The organism is Roseateles chitinivorans (assembly GCF_050632145.1).
GTDB lineage: Bacteria > Pseudomonadota > Gammaproteobacteria > Burkholderiales > Burkholderiaceae_C > Roseateles > Roseateles chitinivorans_B.
Genome location: NZ_CP192577.1, coordinates 2,442,335 through 2,458,635 on the forward strand (window position 1 = coordinate 2,442,335; position 16,301 = coordinate 2,458,635).

Here is a 16,301-nt window from a genome sequence, read left to right on the forward strand (position 1 = left end):
TCAGGCAGACGGCGCCCAGTCAGATGGGGAAGGCGGACGACGCCGACGGCCCCGGGCGCCCTTCGTCCACAACGAGCAGTTCAGTGCGCGCGGGCCTCGAGACCCGAGAGCTGCGAGCCGGCGCGAAGCGCCACGGAGGTGCCGTCGATGGCAGAGGCGTAGACGTGCTCGATGCCCTGCACGATGCCGTCCCAGTCCAGCGACTCCGCACTTTCACGCGCAGACAGACGCATGGCGCGCAGACGAGGCAGATCCTCGAGCAGCGACAACGTGCGCGACTGGAAGACCGCCGGATCGTTGAACGGCGCGAGTCCGCCATTGATGCCGTCGCGCACCAGCAACGCCGCCGCAGCGTACTGGTAAGCCATCACCGGAAGGCCGCTCGCGAGCGCCTCAGGCGTGACGTTGCCGTAGGTCTCGGTGATGCTGGGGAACACGAAGCAATCGCCGCTGGCGTAGCAGGCCGCCAGGTCCTCGCCATGCTTCATGCCGGCGAAGACGACGTTGGACGAGGGCGGCAGCAGCTGCTGGAAATCGGCCCGTGCCGGACCGTCTCCGACCAGCACCAGGCGCGCGCGCGGATGCCGTTGGCGGACGGCCGGCCAGAGGTCGACGAGCAGCTGGAGATTCTTTTCCGCGGCCAACCGGCCGACATGCAGCAGCACGGGATCGCCCGGCGCGGCGCCCCAGCTTTCGCGCAGCGCGTCGCTGCGGCGCGAGGGATGGAAGAGTTGCGTATCGACGCCGCGCGCGATGACGCTGACGTGGCGGAAACCCTGCGCCATCAGTTCGCCGGCGAGGGTGGCGTTGGGCACCATCGTCGAGTGGCAGCGGTTGTGGAACTTGCGCAGGTACGCGAGCAGCGGCCGGCGCAGCCAGCCGATGCCGTAATGCTGGGCGTAGGCGTGGAAGTTGGTGCGGAACTCCGACACCACCGGCAGCTTGAGCTGGCGCGCTGCCTGGAGCGCCGACCAGCCCATCGGGCCTTCGGTCGCGATGTGGACGATGTCGGGACGCCTGCTGGCCCAGAGGTTGACCAGCGTGCGCTTGGACACGACGCCCATGCGCAGATGCGGGTAGCGCGGCACGGCCAGGCCGCGCATCAGCACTTCATCGACCGGCGCCTCGGTCGCGAGCGGCGACCCCGCCGGGGCCTGGCGCGGACGCAGCAGCTGCACCGCGTGGTCGCGGGCCTGCAGGCCCTGGACCACGCAGGCGATGCTGCGCGCCACGCCGTTGACCTCGGGCGGATAGGTCTCCGTCACGACCGCGACGCGGAAATGCCGCTGCCGTGTGGGGAGCTCGTCGACTTCGAGTTCGATCGCCGGTGTCGTCATGGCGCGGATGATGGGTCGCGAACGCAACAGTTCTGTGACGGTGGGGTTCGTCACGCGCCTGACACGGCCGATGGACACAGTCGCCACGCGTCCGTCATCGATCCATCACCGTGCCATCACGGCAGTGCCATCGAACGGCGTCACGCTCACCGCTCATTTCAAGGACGAGGCCCCATGAAGGACTTTCTGGCACTTCTGAATGAACAGCGTTGGGACGACCACCGCTACTACCACCATTGCCGCATCAACCAGTCGCTGCATCTGCTGAGCGCCTGCTGCTTCGTGGTGGCCTACGCGCTGCTGCTCGTGGACCCCGCGTGGTCGGCGCTGCTGGCGTGGGGCGTGTCGATGACCAGCCGCCAGGCCGGGCACTTCTTCTTCGAGCCCAAGGGCTACGACCACGTCAACCAGGCGACCCACGAGCACAAGGAAGAGATCAAGATCGGCTACAACCTGCGCCGCAAGGTCGTGCTGATGGCGTTGTGGGCGGCCTCGCCGGTCGCGCTGTGGCTGAAGCCGGGCTTGTTCGGCCTGTTCGCGCCGGCCGCCAGCTTCACCGAGTACCTGCATCAGCTCGGCCTGGTGTGGTTCTGGCTGGGCGTCGGCGGTCTGGTGTTCCGCGTGCTGCAGCTCGCGGTGATCCGCGACCTGCGCACCGGCCTGGCCTGGGCCACGAAGATCATCACGGATCCGTTCCACGACATCCAGCTCTACCACCGGGCGCCGTTGCAACTGTTGCGCGGTGAGCGGCTGGATCCGGCGCTGTGGCCGCGCGACGATGGGCACAATGCCGGCAACGGCGAGCAGGCGGCCTGATCCACCAGGGATGACGCGCCGCGCGGCCCCTCCCGGAGGGCAGCGCGCAGGCGCGGGTGGATGCGGGAACAGGCCGGTTCGCCGGAAGAAGGAGTTCCCGCATGTCTGGAGTTGTACGGCGCCTTCGGGCGCCGATGTCGTTGGCGACGGCCTTTCCGGCCCTCTCGGCCTTCCTGGCGCTGTTTGCCGCGTTCGCCCTGTTGACGGGCTGCGCCAGTCCGATGCCGAACACCGGCAACCAGCGCGTGACCGGCGGTCCGATCGTCTTCACCAAGGTGGGCCACGGCGAGCCGACCATCGTCCTGCAGTCGGGACTCGGCGACGGCCGGGATCCGTGGGTGAAGGTCCTGAACGAGCTGCGTACCGACTACAGCGTCTTCGCCTACGACCGCCCCGGCTATGGCGACAGCACCGCGACACCGCCGGTGCCGCGCAATCCCTGCGGCATCGCGACCGAGTTGCACGGCCTGTTGCAGAGTGCCGGCATCAAGCCGCCGTACGTGCTGGTCGGCCACTCGATCGGCGGGCTGTACCAGTACGCGTTCTCGCGGCTGTATCCGGACGAGGTGGCGGGCATCGTGCTGGTCGACGCGACGCATCCGCTGCACCTGCGGCGCATGCAGGTCGAGGTACCGGTGATGGCCAACATGCTGGACAACATGAGCCGGCGGGTGTTCCGGGGGATGATGCAGGCGGAGTTCCTGCAGCAGCAGGACTGCATCGACACGCTGTGGCAGAAGCCGCGTCCGAGCGTACCGGTGCGGGTGCTGACGCGCACGGTCTATTCGCCGACGGAGATGGCGAGCGGTTTCGAGACCATGGTGCACAACCTGGAACCGAACTGGCTGCCGCTGGTCGGCGGCAAGGCATTGCAGCCCGTCGAGGGATCGGGGCACTACATCCAGCGGGACAAGCCGGAGGTCGTCGTCAAGGCGATCGAGGAGGTCGTCAGGGAGGCGCGGGAACGCGCCCGTCCTGCCCCGGAGACAGCCCTCGGATCACCGCCGGGAACGCCGCCGGCACGCTGACGGTGACGCCGGTGGGGACATCGATGGGGACGTCGATGGGGACGTGGTCGGCCCCGCGGTCGGAGATCAGTTGCGCAGTCCCAGCGTCTCCATCAGCAGCCGGCGCTTGATCGCCTGGTTGGTCGGCAACGCAGGGCTGCTCCACCAGCCGCCGTCGCGCATCGCGCGGGCCGCGGCGACGATGCGGCGTTGGACCTCGTCGAAGTCCGCGTCGCTGAAGTCCAGGCTGAAGATCAACCGGCCCGTGCCCACCCAGCTCAGCGCCAGGCCCTGCTCGCGCAGGAAGTACTGCAGCATCCAGTTGTAGCGCGACGGCTCCGTGTAATAGAGCGTCCAGATCGACGACATGTTGGCCGCGCGCAGCGGCAGTTGCTCCGCCTCGAGGGCGGCGTTCAGCCGCGCGCGCCGGCCGTCCTGCTGCGCATCCTGCTCATCGAGCTGGCGCAGGCGTTCCGGATCCTCGAGTGCGTCGAGGAACACCGACATCGCGCCCATCACATACGGATGCGTGTTGAAGGTGCCGCGGGCGAAGCAGACGTCGGCGGGGCGCTCGTCGCGGAAGCGTTTCATCCAGGCGGCGCGGCCGCAGACGACGCCGACCGGCAGGCCGCCGCCCAGCGTCTTGCCGTAGGTCACCAGGTCCGCCTGCACGCCGAAGTACGCCTGCGCGCCACCCGCGCCGAGGCGGAAGCCCATGAACACCTCGTCGAAGATCAGCGCGATGCCCCGCTCGGTGCAGACCTGACGCAACTCGCGCAGCCAGGCGGCGTAGGCGTCCTTGTCGTAGGACGCGCGCCGGGAGCTGTCGACCAACGAACCGTCGCCCGGCGCCGGCTTGTTCGGATGCAGCGCCTGCAGCGGATTCACCAGCACGCAGGCGATGTCACGCCGCGTGCGCAGCACCTGCAGGCTGCGTTCATGCATGTCGCGCAGCGTGTAGGTGCGTTCGGCGGGCAAGGGGTTGCCGGGACCTGGCTGCGCCTCGTCCCACCAGCCGTGATACGCGCCGCAGAAGCGCACCAGGTGCGTCTTTCCCGTGTGGTACCGCGCCAGCCGCACCGCCTGCATCACCGCCTCGGTTCCCGACATGTGGAAAGACAGCTGATCCATCCGCGCATGCGTGAGGATGCGGCGCACGTTGTCCTCGACCAGCGGGTGGTAGACGCCGAGCACCGGCCCGAGCGCGTCCACGCGCGCCGCGCCTTCGGCGATGCAGCGCTGGTAGAACGCGTAGCCGAACAGGTTCACGCCGTAGCTGCCCGCCAGGTCGATGAAGCGCTCGCCGTCGAAGTCGGTCAGCCAGTGGCCATCGCTGGCGACCATCACCGGGCCCAGCGGCAGCTCGCGCTGCACCAGCGGGCTGAACGACGGCGGCACCCGGTAGCTGCTGGTGAACTGCAGGTCGGGCAGCGACGGCTTCATCGACTGGGTGGCGGCGATGCTGCGCGCGTGCCGCGTCTTCAGCGTGTGCGACAGGGTGCTGAAGCTGGAACGACGCGTCGCGACGATCTCGGCCGGCGCGTCGTCCGCATTGAAGAAGTGCGCGTCGTCGAAGCGTTGCGTCGGCATCAGCCTCGCCAGCCGCACCGCCATCCGCGAGTGCCCCGCCAGCGACGGGTGCTTCGCCCGGGAGAGCTGCAGGCGGCGCCAACCGGTCGGCGCGTAATACAGCGCGAGCAACCCGGCCGCCGCGGCGGCGACGGGCAACAGGTCAAAGGTGAAGAACGTCGTCGACATGGGCATGGGCCTCCGGAGCCTCGTTCAGCTGTCACACAGCGTTGGCAAATTACCGGGGTGTATCCGACGGAATTGACATGTCTATGAAACTGGCCCGCTGGCGTGACCGTCTGACCCAGCAAGAGTCCCTCAACTTCCTCCTCACCAACCGCGTGCCCCGCCTGGCGCTGACCCGCTTCATGGGCCGGTACGCCCGGATCGACAGCCCCGCGCTGACGCGTTTCAGCGTCGCCGTCTGGCGGATGTTCACCGACCTGGACCTCAGCGAGGCCGAGCCCCCGCCCACGGCTACCGGTCGCTGCGCGACGTGTTCACGCGCCGGCTGAAGCCGGGGCGGCGACCGGTCGACCCCGCGCCGGCGACGATCGTCAGCCCCTGCGACGCGATCGTCGGGGCGCACGGACCGGTCTCGCGCGGGATGGCCCTGCAGGCCAAGGGCATGGACTACCGCATCACCGACCTGTTCGGCGACGCCGCACGTGCCGCGCCCTACCTCAACGGCACCTACGTGACCTTGCGGCTGACCTCGGCGATGTACCACCGCTTCCACGCGCCGGCCGACCTGCGCATCCAGCGCGTCACGCACATCGCCGGCGATACCTGGAACGTCAATCCGATCGCGCTCAAGCGCGTCGAGCGTCTGTTCTGCCGCAACGTGCGCGCCGCCGTCGAATGCACGCTGCCCGACGGCACGCCGATCGCGCTGGTGCCGGTGGCGGCCATCCTGGTGGCGAGCCTGCGGCTGCATGCGCTGGACCTGACCCTGCGTCCGGACCATCCCGGTCCGCATCGCTTCGACGTCGGCCACGATCACGCACGGGGCGAGGAGATGGGCTGGTTCGAGCAGGGGTCGACGATCATCGTCTTCCTCCCTCCGGGCGTGCACCTGTCGGCGGGCTTGCAGGTCGGACAACGGGTCCGCATGGGCGAGGCGATCGCGCATCTACCATCCGCGGATGGCGATGAATGACACGACGCAACCCCCGGGCGGATCGACAGGCTCGTTGGCCGGCTCGCTGGCCGGCCCGTACGGCGGAGACGAACACGGCCTGATCTGCGGCTTCTGGATCCACCCGGACCGTCCGACCGAGACGCTGCCGACGCTCGCGCAGGCGCAGGCCCGGCTGTCGCAGCCGGACGGCGGTTATCTGTGGCTGCACCTGAACCTGGCGCATGCGGGCGCGCTGCCCTGGCTGCGCCGCAACGCCGCGCTGGCCGAGAGCTTCGACGAGGCGCAGCAGCAGGGCTCGCGCTCATCGCGCATCGAGCGTGTCGGCGAGCACCTGTTCGCGGTGCTCAACGACGTGACCTTCGATTTCGCCTTCGACGTGGGCGACGTCTCCACGCTGTGGATGCAGGTCAGCGAGCACCTAGTGCTGAGCGTGCGGCGCGCGCCGTTGCGCTCGGTCGACCGCCTGCGGATGGCGATCAAGCGCGGCGACCGGCCGCGGTCCAGCGTTGCGCTGCTCGACCACCTGCTGCGCGACCAGGCCGACGAGTTGCAGCGCATCGTGCGTCAGGCCACCGAGCGGGTCGACGACATCGAGGATGCGCTGCTCGCCGGGCGTCATTCGGGACACGGGTCCGAGGTCGCCGCGCTGCGGCGGCTGATGGTGCGCCTGCAGCGGCTGCTCGCGCCGGAGCCGAGCGCGCTGCTGCGCATGCTGTCGAACCCGCCGGAGTGGGTCGTGGCGCGCGACAAGCAGCAGCTGCAGCAGGCGAGCGAGGAATTCGCGCTGGTGCTGCGCGACATCCAGGCGCTGCAGGAACGCATCCGCGCGGTGCAGGACGAGACCTCGGCGCGCGTCGCGCAGGAGAACAACCAGACGCTGTATGTGCTGACGATGGTCACCGTGCTGGCGCTGCCGATCAACCTGATCAGCGGCCTGTTCGGCATGAACGTCGGCGGGCTGCCGTTGCTCGAGCATCCCCACGGTTTCTGGGTCGTCGTCGGCTTGATCGTCCTGCTGACCGGGCTGGTGACGCTGCTGCTGCTGAAGGCGACAGGCCGGAGGAAATAGGGATCAGAGTCCCAGGAACGTCGTCAGTTCGTCCAGGTGATCGTCGAAGTCGGCCAGACCGTGGTCGCTGCCTTCGAGCAGCTTGATCCGGCACGGGGCGTAGCGCGCGTGCATCTCTCGCCAGTCCAGCACTTCGTCGCCCTTGGCGATCACCGCCAGCATCCGGTCCGGGTGCGCCAGCGTGCCGACGTTCAGCGCGACGAGTTCGTCGACGAACTCGGGTCGGAAGAAGAAACGCTCCTCCGGGTTCTGCCAGCAGGTCTGCTCGCCGATGTAGTTCGCGAGGTCGCGGGCCGGATCCACCGCCGGATTCAGCAGCACGGTCCGAGCGCCCGTGCGCTGGGCCACCGAGGTGGCATAGAAGCCGCCGAGCGAGCTGCCCATCACGGCCATCGTGTCGCGCGGCCAGTCGCGGATCAACGCGTCGACGAGCGCCATCGCCTCACGCGGGGACGGCGGCAGTTGCGGACTGGCGAACACCAGGTCCGGACGGTGTTCGGCCGTCCAGCGCGCCATCCGCAAGGCCTTGGCCGAGCGCGGCGACGACCGGAAGCCGTGCAGGTAGAGGAAGTGGGTGCGACGGCCTGCCGCGGGGGCGGTCGGCGTGGCCGCGGCGAGCGGGGAGGGCGACGGAGAGCTCATGGCGGGGCAGTGTAGGCGGCCCCCTTCCGCGCCCTTCTGCCCTCGACCGCCCTCGACCGCCCCCTCTCCCCGTGTGGCGGGTCACTTCCGGCACGGGTGGGGCCGGCCGGCGTGGGCGATCATCGCCACACACGCGCTTCGCGAGGCTTGCGCGCTCGTTAGTGCGCATTGACGCGCGGGCCCCGGCCCCGCACATTGCCCGCTTCACCGGGGCCATGCGGCGCCACGACCGCAACGCCCGCTTTCTCAACACGATCCGACCGGTTCCGGACGGACTCACGACCACATCGATCCATGATCCACAGGGACACGATCCAGCTGACGGCCATCGCCGCCGCGGCGCTGCTGCTCACCGCCTGCGCCACGACGGGCCCGACCGGCGCCTCCTCCACCGCGCCGTCCGCGCAGGCCGCCCAGCCGCCGGCCAGCGCCGCCTCGGGTGCTCCCGGCGCACCGGGCGCTTCCTCGCCGATGACCGCCGCGCGCCCGACCGTCGATCCGACCGCGCCCAAGCCGTTCGCCGAGGTCAGCCGCGACGCCAAGCGCGACGACGGCCTGTTCCCCATCCTGCGCAAGGACGAGAAGGTCTGGCTCGAGATCCCGCGCGCGATGCTGAACAAGCCTTTCCTGTTCACCATCAACATCACCAGCTCCATCGGCGAGCGCGGCTTCTACGCCAGCCAGATGGGCCCCGAGATCCTGGCCGAGTGGCGCCGCATCGGCAACTCGATCCAGCTGGTCGCGCTGAACACGGCGTTCCGCGCCGAGGGCGGTGGCAAGCGTGCCGGCGAGGAGGCGTTCTCGCCCAGCCTGCTGGCCGCAGGGCCGGTCGCCAGCGCGGACCACCCCGAGCGCAAGGCCTTCCTGATCGACGCCGGCATGCTGCTGAGCGACATCCCGGGCATGTCGACGCGGCTGGAGATGGCCTACCGGCTGCCCTACAACGTCGATCGCGGCAACTCGTTCTTCGAGCTGACCCGCGCCGACGCGCAGCTCACGACGCTGAACGCGAAGGTCCACTACTTCACGCCGCGCATCCCGGCGCCGCCGCTGGTGGCCCCGCCCGTGCCGGTACCGACGCCGCCGCAGGCGCTGCCGGATCCGCGGTCGATGTTCATGGGCTTCGTCTACAACTTCCGCGCACTGCCGGAAGAGAAGATGGCCACGCGCCGCGCCGACGGCCGTCTGGGTCACTTCACCGAGTCCTTCACCGACCTGGGCGACGATGCCAAGCCCAATCCGCGCGTCCACTACATCGCGCGCTGGCGCCTGGAGAAGAAGGACCCCGCCGCGGCGCTGTCCGAGCCGGTGCAGCCGATCACCTACTGGATGGACAAGAACATCCCGCCGAAGTACCGCGCCGCGGTCGAGGCCGGCATCCTGGAATGGAACAAGGCCTTCGAGAAGATCGGCTTCAAGAACGCGGTCGTGGCCAAGCAGCAGCCCGATGACGCGGACTGGGACAACATGGACGCGTCTCACGCGTCGATCCGCTGGTTCGTCGGCTCCGACGTGGGCTTCGCGATCGGCCCCAGCCACCTGGACCCGCGTACCGGCGAGATCCTGGATGCCGACATCGGCATGAGCGACGTGTTCGCCCGCAGCGGCCGATCCTTCATCGCGGAGGATGCGCCGCGCGGCATGGCCGGCGCCCAGGTGTCGACGCTGGCGGAAGAGGCGCAGGCGCTGGCCGCGCTGAACCAGGGCTGGCGCGAAGGTCGCAACGCGACCTACTGCACCTACGCGCACGACGCGGCGGCCGAGATGGACTTCGCGCTGGACGTGCTCGAGGCCCGCGGCGACATCGCGCCGGACAGCCCCGAGGCCGACGCCTTCATCCAGGCGCGGATCAAGGACGTGATCATGCACGAGGTGGGTCACACGCTCGGCCTGAAGCACAACTTCAAGGCCTCGACGCAGGTGACGCAGGCGCAGCTGAAGGACAAGGCCTGGACCGACGCCAACGGCCTGTCGGCCTCGGTGATGGACTACAACGCCTACAACATCCCGCTGGAGGGCGAGGCGCCGACGACGTACAACAACACGACGCTGGGCGCCTACGACTACTGGGCGATCGAGTACGCCTACAAGCAGGTGCCGAAGGAGCAGGAAGAGGCCGAGCTCAAGCGCGTCGCCGCGCAGAACTCGCTGCCCGGCCACGCCTACGCGGACGACACCGACGCCGGCGGCTTCGGGCCGTTCGACGGGATGGATCCGACGATCAACCGCTTCGACCTCGGCGACGATCCGATGGCCTACTTCCGCAAGCGCCTGAAGCTGACGCAGGAGCTGTGGACGCGCGTGCAGAACCGGACGCCGGAAGCGGGCGACGATCCGCTGCGCCAGCGCCGTCAGCTGGCCAGCGGCTTCAACCAGCTGGGACGCGCCTCCGACCTGGTGGGCAAGTACGTCGGCGGCATGTACACGCACCGCGATGTGCCGGGCTCGTCGGTCGCGGCGATGCGGCCGGTCGATCCCGCCAAGCAGCGCGAGGCGCTGCGCTTCCTGGCGCAGGGCATCTTCAGCGCCGACAGCTTCCGCTTCAAGCCGGAGTTCCTGACCTCGATCACGACCGACTATGTCGAGTTCAATCGCGCGGGCTTCGTGAACATCCCGGCAGCGGTGGCGCGGGTGCAGCTGGGTTCGCTGGACCGCCTGCTGCAGGCGCAGACGGCGATCCGCCTGATGGAGCTGCCGGCCTACGTGCCGGTGTCGCAACGCAAGGGACTGATCACGATCGGCGAGGTCTACGGAACGTTGCAGTCCTCGATCTGGAGCGAGCTGAAGACCGGCGCGGAGATCGATCCGCTGCGCCGCAACCTGCAGCGCGAGTACCTGCGCCGCATCCAGGCCAACCTGACGAAGAGCGGGGCGGCCTCGGGCCAGTTCGCCGATGCCTACGCGGTGCTGCGACTGCACGCCGTGCAGCTGCAGAGCGACCTGCGCGCCGCGCAGGGCAAGGGCTCGATCGAGACCCGCGCGCACCTGGCGGAAAGCCTGGACTTCCTCAGCAGCGTGCTGAAGGCGACGATGACCCGTACCTGATCGCGTCGGTATGCGGCGGCTTCGGCCGTCCGTGCCACCGCATCAGTCGTGCGCACCGAGCGTACGCACCATGACAAAGGGCCGGCATTCGCCGGCCCTTTGTCATGGTGGGGCTGCCGCGACGCGAGAACGCATCGCGGCAACCGGGTCGGGGTCAGCCCTTCTTCGGGCAGGCTGCCGCGGCCGGGGTCAGGGGCTCGGGCAGCAGCTGGCCGCCTTGAAGGATGCGGCTGACCCTCAGCCTGCAGTAGAGCCCGCCGACGTCCATGCGGGCTTCGTAATCGGCACCGGCTTCCGGCACGAAACTCATCGTCAAGGTGTTGCAGCTCTTGCCCTGTCCCTGACTGTCGAACGAGAAGTCCAGCGTGACCGGCGCCTCGGCCGTCACTTCACGTTCCACGAAGTAGGCCTTGGAGCCGAGCTGGCTGCGCTCACCCACCGTGCGCGAGGCCTCCGTCTCCGGCATCCCGATGGACGTATTGCCGGCGACGCCGGCCAGCGAACCAAAGGCCTTCCAGAAACCGGAGCCGGCACTCGACGCGCTGTCAGACGAGGCGCAGGCCGCTTCGTTGGTGAGCCCGCCGCCGAGGCCGTTCTGCTGGAACAGCCGGACGCGGGCCTTGGCGCTGCCGATCGGTCCGCCGCCGGCGGCTGCTGACGTCGATGCGGAGGACGACGCGGCGGACGACGCCGGAGAGGGCGCGCGCGCCGCCGCCAGCAGCTCCTGGCGCATGGCTTCGAACCGGCGTTGTTCCTCGGACTTCTCAGGCGCCGCCATCAGGGTGTCGAGGCGCCGGCGCGATTCCTCCTCGCCATAGGTCGCGGCGAGGATGGGGCCGCAGACCGCGCGGACCTCTGCGGCGAGGTTGGCATCGGCGGCCACCTGCCGGGCCGGCGTCGGCTCCAGGCGCAGGTAGTCCATCCAGGGCTGCTGCGGCGCCCCCGTCAGATCGAGGGAGGCGAACACGACCTTGCCCGCCTCGAGGATCCGTCCGGTCTCGCAGTGCACGGCCCGGCGCTCGGCGCTCGAGAACATGCGCGCCGTCGAAGCGCCGTTGATGGGCTGCACGGTGATGCGCGACCAGTACAGGTACCAGGCGCCGGGACCGCCGGGCGTCGCCTTCTCGGCGTTGCGCTTGAGCTCCTTGTAGGCGTTCTCAGGCATCGGCACGCCCGCCGAGACGACGCGCCGCAGCACGCGGCTGCGGTCTGCCGTCTCCACGAGGGGGACCTCGAGGCTCTCGAGCTTCCCGGCCATGGTCCAGGCCTTGAGGATGTTGTGGTACTTGAGAAAGGTCCCGCTGTAGGGCGCGTCGGCCTCAAGCAGGAAATCGCCGTACTCGGTCGCCGCTGCATGGGCTGTTCCCGCCGCGACGGTCAGGGCCAGGACGATCCAGGCCCGGCCAGATGGCCGTCCATTCGCTTGCTGCTTCATTTCTCGCGGGCCTCCCTGCCCATTCGTCACAAAGCCGAGCACCTTATCGGTTCGCGGCCGGTGGCAACACCGTCTCAAGGGGGAGGGGCGCGAGCGTCACGCGGGATGCGTGACGGATTGCAAGGAGGGGCCGCCGTCGCTGACGCGGCGAGGCGACAGGCGTCAGTGCGGGTCGCCGACCGGGTACCGCCGTTCCGCCGCGACGATGTCCCAGACCGCGATGAACATCGCCGCGATCAGCGGGCCGATGACGAAGCCGTTGATGCCGAACACCGCCATGCCGCCCAGCGTCGACAGCAGCACGACGTAGTCCGGCATCTTGGTGTCCTTGCCGACGAGCAGCGGCCGCAGCAGGTTGTCGACCAGGCCGATCACGACGGTGCCGAACACGATCAGGCCGATGCCCGAGCCGACGTGTCCGGTCGACAGCAGGTAGATCGCCACCGGCGCCCACACCAGCGCCGCGCCGACGGCGGGCAGCAGCGACAGGAAGGCCATCAGCACCGCCCACAGGACCGGCGCGTGGATGCCCAGCACCCAGAACGCCAGACCGCCCAGCGCGCCCTGGATCGCGGCCACGGCGATGTTGCCCTTGACCGTCGCACGGATCACGGTGCGGAACTTCTCGCCCAGCTGGCGCTTGTACGAGTCCTGCAGCGGCAGCGCGTCGCGGATGCGCACCGAGAGCTGCTCGCCGTCGCGCAGCAGGAAGTACAGCAGGTAGAGCATCACGAAGAAGCTCACCAGGAAATCGAAGGTGTCCTGCCCGAAGCCCAGCGCCTTGGTGGCCATGAACTGGCTGCCCTGGTTCAGCGCGCTGCCCAGCTTCTCCTGCAGGTTCGACAGGTCGTGCAGGCCCAGCCGCTCCAGCACGTCGATCAGCCATGTCGGCAGCGCCGCGTAGATCTGCGCCACGTAGGTGTTGAAGTTGAACTGGCCGGACTTGACCATCTCGAAGACCACGGCGGCCTCGCGCACCAGCGCGCCCATCACGTAGGTCAGCGGCAGCACCACCAGCAGCAGGATCACCAGGATCGTCAGCCCCGCCGACGGCCCGGGCCGCTTCGTCTTGCGCAGGAGCTGGCGATACAGCGGCTGGAACACGATGGCCAGCGCCACGCCCCAGAGGATCGCGCTCATCATCGGCCAGACGATCCAGCCGAACGCCACCGTCACCAATGCCAGCAGGCACAGGAAGGATCGGTTCTGCAGCGCGGGCACCAGTTTGCCAGGACCACTCATCGTGAAGTCGCTCCTCGGGAATCTTGCGGGGACAGGGAATCGCAGCCACGGCATGTGGCGTGCCAGCCCGCGTGCCGGCGCTCGCCGGACGCGGCGGCGCAGGATCGCCGGTTTACTTCAGCGCGTCCAGCAGCTTTTCGTGGATGCCGCCGAAGCCGCCGTTGCTCATGCACAGCACGTGGTCGCCGGGCCTGGCCGCACGCTTGACCATCTGCACCAGCTCGTCGACGTCCGCGCCGATCAGGCCCTGTTCGCCGAGCGGCGCCAGTGCCTCGCGTGCATCCCAGGTCAGGCCGTCCTGGTTGCACAAGCTCAGGTCGGCTTCCTCCAGCGCCCAGGGCAGCTGCGCCTTCATGGTGCCCAGCTTCATCGTGTTGGAGCGCGGCTCGAAGACGGCCAGGATGCGCTCCTGCGGGGCGATCCGGCGGCGCAGGCCGGCGATCGTCGTGTGGATCGCCGTCGGATGGTGCGCGAAGTCGTCGTAGACCTTGATGCCGCGCGCCTCGCCGCGCAGCTCCAGCCGTCGGCGCACGTTCTTGAAGCTGCCCAGCGCCTCGGCCGCCTGCTCCGGATCGACGCCGACGTGCTCCGCCGCCGCGATCGCCGCGAGCGCGTTGAGCTGGTTGTGTTCGCCGAGCAGCTCCCAGTTGACGTGGCCGACCTTCAAGCTGCCGCGCAGCACGTCGAAGGACTGCGGCTCGCCCCGGGCGCGCAGCGCGCCTGGTTCTTCCTTGCGGGCGCCGAAGCGTTGCACGTCGCTCCAGCAGCCGCGCGACAGCACGCGCTGCAACGCGTCCTCACGCGCGTTGACGACCAGCCGTCCCGACGCAGGGACCGTCCTCACCAGATGATGGAACTGGGTCTCGATCGCGGCCAGGTCCGGGAAGATGTCGGCGTGGTCGTGCTCGAGGTTGTTCAGGATCGCGGTGCGCGGCCGGTAATGGACGAACTTGCTGCGCTTGTCGAAGAAGGCGGTGTCGTACTCGTCGGCCTCGATGACGAAGAACCGGCCGTCGCCCAGGCGTGCCGACACGCCGAAGTTCTGCGGTACGCCGCCGATCAGGAATCCGGGTGACAGTCCCGCCGATTCCAGGATCCAGGTGAGCATCGAGGTCGTCGAGGTCTTGCCGTGCGTGCCGGCCACGGCCAGCACGTGTTTGCCCTGGAGCACATGTTCCGCCAACCATTGCGGGCCACTGGTGTACGGCAGACCGGCGTCGAGAATGGCCTCCATCAGCGGAAAGCGGCCTTCGGACGAGCGCGTCACCACGTTGCCGATCACGAACAGGTCGGGCTTGAGCGCCAGCTGCTCCGCGCCGAAACCCTGGATCAGCTCGATGCCCAGGGCCTCCAGCTGCGTCGACATCGGCGGATAGACGTTGGCATCGCAGCCGGTCACCGTGTGGCCGGCTTCCCGGGCGAGGGCCGCAAGGCCCCCCATGAAGGTGCCGCAGATGCCAAGGATGTGGATATGCATGTCTGTCTCTCAGCTGCTGTACCAATCGGTAAGCAAGCGTAATGCCTGTCGCGGATTGAAAAGATCGCGACAGCCCTGGCTCGGTGTTTGCCGGGCCCAGGCTTTCCCGAACCGGCAACCGGGCAGCCTGCCCGGTGCGCCGCCGCCATCAGCGCAGGGCGGCGCGGGCGGCTTCGAGCGTGGCGTCGATGTCCGCATCGGTGTGCGCGGCGGACACGAAGCCCGCCTCGTACAACGCTGGCGCCAGGTACACGCCGGCGTCCAGCATGCCGTGGAAGAAGCGGTTGAAGCGCTCCTTGTCCGTCGTCATGACGGTCGTGTAGTTCTGCGGCAGTTCCGGCATCAGGAAGAAGCCGAACATGCCACCTTCGCTGTCGGTGCTGAACGGCACGCCGTTCTCGGTCGCCACGGCCTTCAGGCCGTCGACCAGGCGGCGCGTGCGCGCCGAGAGGGCGTCGAAGAAGCCGGGCTTCTTGATCTCGCGCAGCGTTGCCAGGCCGCAGGCGGTGGCCACCGGGTTGCCCGACAGCGTGCCCGCCTGGTAGACCCCGCCCAGCGGGGCGAGGTGGCGCATGATCTCGCGGCTCGCGCCGAAGGCCGCCAGCGGCATGCCGCCGCCGATGACCTTGCCGAACACGCTGATGTCCGGCACGAAGCCGGGGATCAGGTCCGCATACACGCCCTGCGCGCTGCGCAGCCCGACGCGGAAGCCGGTCATCACCTCGTCCAGTACCAGCAGCGCGCCGTGCTGGCGGCACAGTTCGCGCATCCGGGTCATGAAGGGCACGCTGGCGCGCACGAAGTTCATGTTGCCGGCGATGGGCTCGACGATCACGCAGGCCAGCTCCGGGCCGTGCAGCGCGAAGGCCTCTTCCAGCTGGGCGACGTTGTTGTACTCCAGCACGATGGTGTGCTGGGCGGTCGCCTCGGGCACGCCGGCCGAGGTCGGGTGACCGAAGGTCGCCAGGCCCGAGCCTGCCTTCACCAGCAGCGCGTCGGTGTGGCCGTGGTAGCAGCCCTCGAACTTGATGAACTTGTTGCGCTGCGTCGCGCCGCGGGCCAGGCGGATGGCGCTCATCGTCGCCTCCGTGCCGGAGCTCACCAGCCGGACCTGCTCGCAGCTCGGGACCAGCGCCAGGATCTCCTCGGCCAGTTCGACCTCGCGCTCGGTCGGCGCGCCGAAGGAAAAGCCTTCCAGCACCGCCTTCTGGACTGCCTCGACGACGGCCGGATGGCCGTGGCCCAGGATCATCGGGCCCCAGGAGCCGATGTAGTCGATGTAGCGTTTGCCGTCGGCATCCACGATGTGGGCGCCTTCGCCCCGCGTGATGAAGCGCGGCGTGCCGCCGACGGCGCGGAAGGCGCGTACCGGCGAATTCACGCCGCCGGGAATGACGCGCTGGGCGCGGGCGAACAGGGTCTCGTTCTGGCTCATGGGGGGAATCCGGTGCGGCGACTGCCGCGAGCCAGGCTCACGGCCGATGGATGCAGGTGAAGGCCGATGACGGCAGGAAAGCACGA

At 69.1% G+C, this 16,301-nt stretch carries 13 protein-coding genes; 6 read left to right on the top strand and 7 right to left on the bottom strand.

Going from position 1 to position 16,301, the window contains the following annotated elements:
* Positions 1-80 precede the first annotated feature (80 nt).
* Entirely contained in the window at positions 81-1,337 is a 1,257-nt protein-coding gene (locus ACQ86G_RS11175; RefSeq protein WP_431260616.1) for a glycosyltransferase family 4 protein, read from the bottom strand.
* Positions 1,338-1,511: 174 nt separating this feature from the next.
* On the opposite strand from ACQ86G_RS11175, the gene ACQ86G_RS11180 reads away from it, so the two are divergent.
* Both ACQ86G_RS11180 and ACQ86G_RS11185 read left to right on the top strand, forming a co-directional pair.
* Positions 1,512-2,153 carry a hypothetical protein gene (locus ACQ86G_RS11180; RefSeq protein ID WP_431260617.1) on the top strand — a complete coding sequence of 214 codons (642 nt, stop codon included), beginning with the start codon at positions 1,512-1,514 and terminating at the stop codon, positions 2,151-2,153.
* 101 nt (positions 2,154-2,254) lie between these two features.
* Complete coding sequence (locus ACQ86G_RS11185) at positions 2,255-3,181, top strand: alpha/beta fold hydrolase (RefSeq protein ID WP_431260618.1); 927 nt, start codon at positions 2,255-2,257, stop codon at positions 3,179-3,181.
* A gap of 66 nt (positions 3,182-3,247) precedes the next feature.
* Here ACQ86G_RS11185 and ACQ86G_RS11190 read toward each other — a convergent pair whose 3' ends face one another.
* Positions 3,248-4,918 (bottom strand): aminotransferase class III-fold pyridoxal phosphate-dependent enzyme, encoded by a 1,671-nt coding sequence (locus tag ACQ86G_RS11190; protein ID WP_431260619.1) that lies wholly within the window; start codon positions 4,916-4,918, stop codon positions 3,248-3,250.
* A 77-nt stretch (positions 4,919-4,995) separates the two neighbouring features.
* Between ACQ86G_RS11190 and ACQ86G_RS11195 the strand changes: the two genes are divergently transcribed.
* The 3 genes from ACQ86G_RS11195 to ACQ86G_RS11205 are packed head-to-tail and all read left to right on the top strand — an operon-like array spanning position 4,996 to position 6,939.
* Positions 4,996-5,244, top strand: coding sequence for a hypothetical protein (locus ACQ86G_RS11195; RefSeq protein WP_431260620.1), 249 nt, complete (start codon positions 4,996-4,998; stop codon positions 5,242-5,244).
* On the top strand, positions 5,226-5,888 hold the full coding sequence (gene asd, locus ACQ86G_RS11200; RefSeq protein WP_431260621.1) for an archaetidylserine decarboxylase: 663 nt from the start codon (positions 5,226-5,228) through the stop codon (positions 5,886-5,888). The genes ACQ86G_RS11195 and asd overlap by 19 nt, the downstream gene beginning before the upstream one ends.
* A complete protein-coding gene (locus ACQ86G_RS11205; RefSeq protein WP_431260622.1) occupies positions 5,875-6,939 on the top strand; it encodes a transporter in 1,065 nt (354 codons plus the stop codon). Before asd ends, ACQ86G_RS11205 begins: the two co-directional genes overlap by 14 nt.
* Positions 6,940-6,942: 3 nt before the next feature.
* On the opposite strand, the gene ACQ86G_RS11210 is transcribed toward ACQ86G_RS11205, so the two are convergent.
* Positions 6,943-7,581, bottom strand: coding sequence for a YqiA/YcfP family alpha/beta fold hydrolase (locus ACQ86G_RS11210; RefSeq protein WP_431260623.1), 639 nt, complete (start codon positions 7,579-7,581; stop codon positions 6,943-6,945).
* 294 nt (positions 7,582-7,875) lie between these two features.
* On the opposite strand from ACQ86G_RS11210, the gene ACQ86G_RS11215 reads away from it, so the two are divergent.
* The gene (locus ACQ86G_RS11215) at positions 7,876-10,626 is read left to right on the top strand and encodes a zinc-dependent metalloprotease (protein WP_431260624.1); all 2,751 of its coding nucleotides are present in this window, start codon (positions 7,876-7,878) and stop codon (positions 10,624-10,626) included.
* 154 nt (positions 10,627-10,780) lie between these two features.
* Here ACQ86G_RS11215 and ACQ86G_RS11220 read toward each other — a convergent pair whose 3' ends face one another.
* The 4 genes from ACQ86G_RS11220 to hemL form a co-directional block, all read right to left on the bottom strand.
* Positions 10,781-12,061 carry a hypothetical protein gene (locus ACQ86G_RS11220; protein ID WP_431260625.1) on the bottom strand — a complete coding sequence of 427 codons (1,281 nt, stop codon included), beginning with the start codon at positions 12,059-12,061 and terminating at the stop codon, positions 10,781-10,783.
* A 162-nt stretch (positions 12,062-12,223) separates the two neighbouring features.
* The gene (locus ACQ86G_RS11225) at positions 12,224-13,303 is read right to left on the bottom strand and encodes an AI-2E family transporter (protein WP_431260626.1); all 1,080 of its coding nucleotides are present in this window, start codon (positions 13,301-13,303) and stop codon (positions 12,224-12,226) included.
* A 112-nt stretch (positions 13,304-13,415) separates the two neighbouring features.
* Positions 13,416-14,780: a UDP-N-acetylmuramate:L-alanyl-gamma-D-glutamyl-meso-diaminopimelate ligase gene (gene mpl, locus ACQ86G_RS11230; RefSeq protein ID WP_431260627.1), complete on the bottom strand. Its 1,365-nt coding sequence runs from the start codon at positions 14,778-14,780 to the stop codon at positions 13,416-13,418.
* Between the two features lie 148 nt (positions 14,781-14,928).
* On the bottom strand, positions 14,929-16,215 hold the full coding sequence (gene hemL, locus ACQ86G_RS11235) for a glutamate-1-semialdehyde 2,1-aminomutase (RefSeq protein ID WP_431260628.1): 1,287 nt from the start codon (positions 16,213-16,215) through the stop codon (positions 14,929-14,931).
* Between the last annotated feature and the right edge of the window lie 86 nt (positions 16,216-16,301).

Bases quoted from the DNA above. Each gene is read 5' to 3' on its own strand.
- ACQ86G_RS11205 (WP_431260622.1), top strand. From the start codon at position 5,875: ATGGCGATGAATGACACGACGCAACCCCCGGGCGGATCGACAGGCTCG.
- ACQ86G_RS11195 (WP_431260620.1), top strand. From the start codon at position 4,996: ATGTCTATGAAACTGGCCCGCTGGCGTGACCGTCTGACCCAGCAAGAG.
- ACQ86G_RS11225 (WP_431260626.1), bottom strand. From the start codon at position 13,303: ATGAGTGGTCCTGGCAAACTGGTGCCCGCGCTGCAGAACCGATCCTTC.
- hemL (WP_431260628.1), bottom strand. From the start codon at position 16,215: ATGAGCCAGAACGAGACCCTGTTCGCCCGCGCCCAGCGCGTCATTCCC.
- ACQ86G_RS11175 (WP_431260616.1), bottom strand. From the start codon at position 1,337: ATGACGACACCGGCGATCGAACTCGAAGTCGACGAGCTCCCCACACGG.
- mpl (WP_431260627.1), bottom strand. From the start codon at position 14,780: ATGCATATCCACATCCTTGGCATCTGCGGCACCTTCATGGGGGGCCTT.
- ACQ86G_RS11190 (WP_431260619.1), bottom strand. From the start codon at position 4,918: ATGTCGACGACGTTCTTCACCTTTGACCTGTTGCCCGTCGCCGCCGCG.
- ACQ86G_RS11185 (WP_431260618.1), top strand. From the start codon at position 2,255: ATGTCTGGAGTTGTACGGCGCCTTCGGGCGCCGATGTCGTTGGCGACG.
- ACQ86G_RS11180 (WP_431260617.1), top strand. From the start codon at position 1,512: ATGAAGGACTTTCTGGCACTTCTGAATGAACAGCGTTGGGACGACCAC.
- ACQ86G_RS11220 (WP_431260625.1), bottom strand. From the start codon at position 12,061: ATGAAGCAGCAAGCGAATGGACGGCCATCTGGCCGGGCCTGGATCGTC.
- ACQ86G_RS11215 (WP_431260624.1), top strand. From the start codon at position 7,876: ATGATCCACAGGGACACGATCCAGCTGACGGCCATCGCCGCCGCGGCG.
- ACQ86G_RS11210 (WP_431260623.1), bottom strand. From the start codon at position 7,581: ATGAGCTCTCCGTCGCCCTCCCCGCTCGCCGCGGCCACGCCGACCGCC.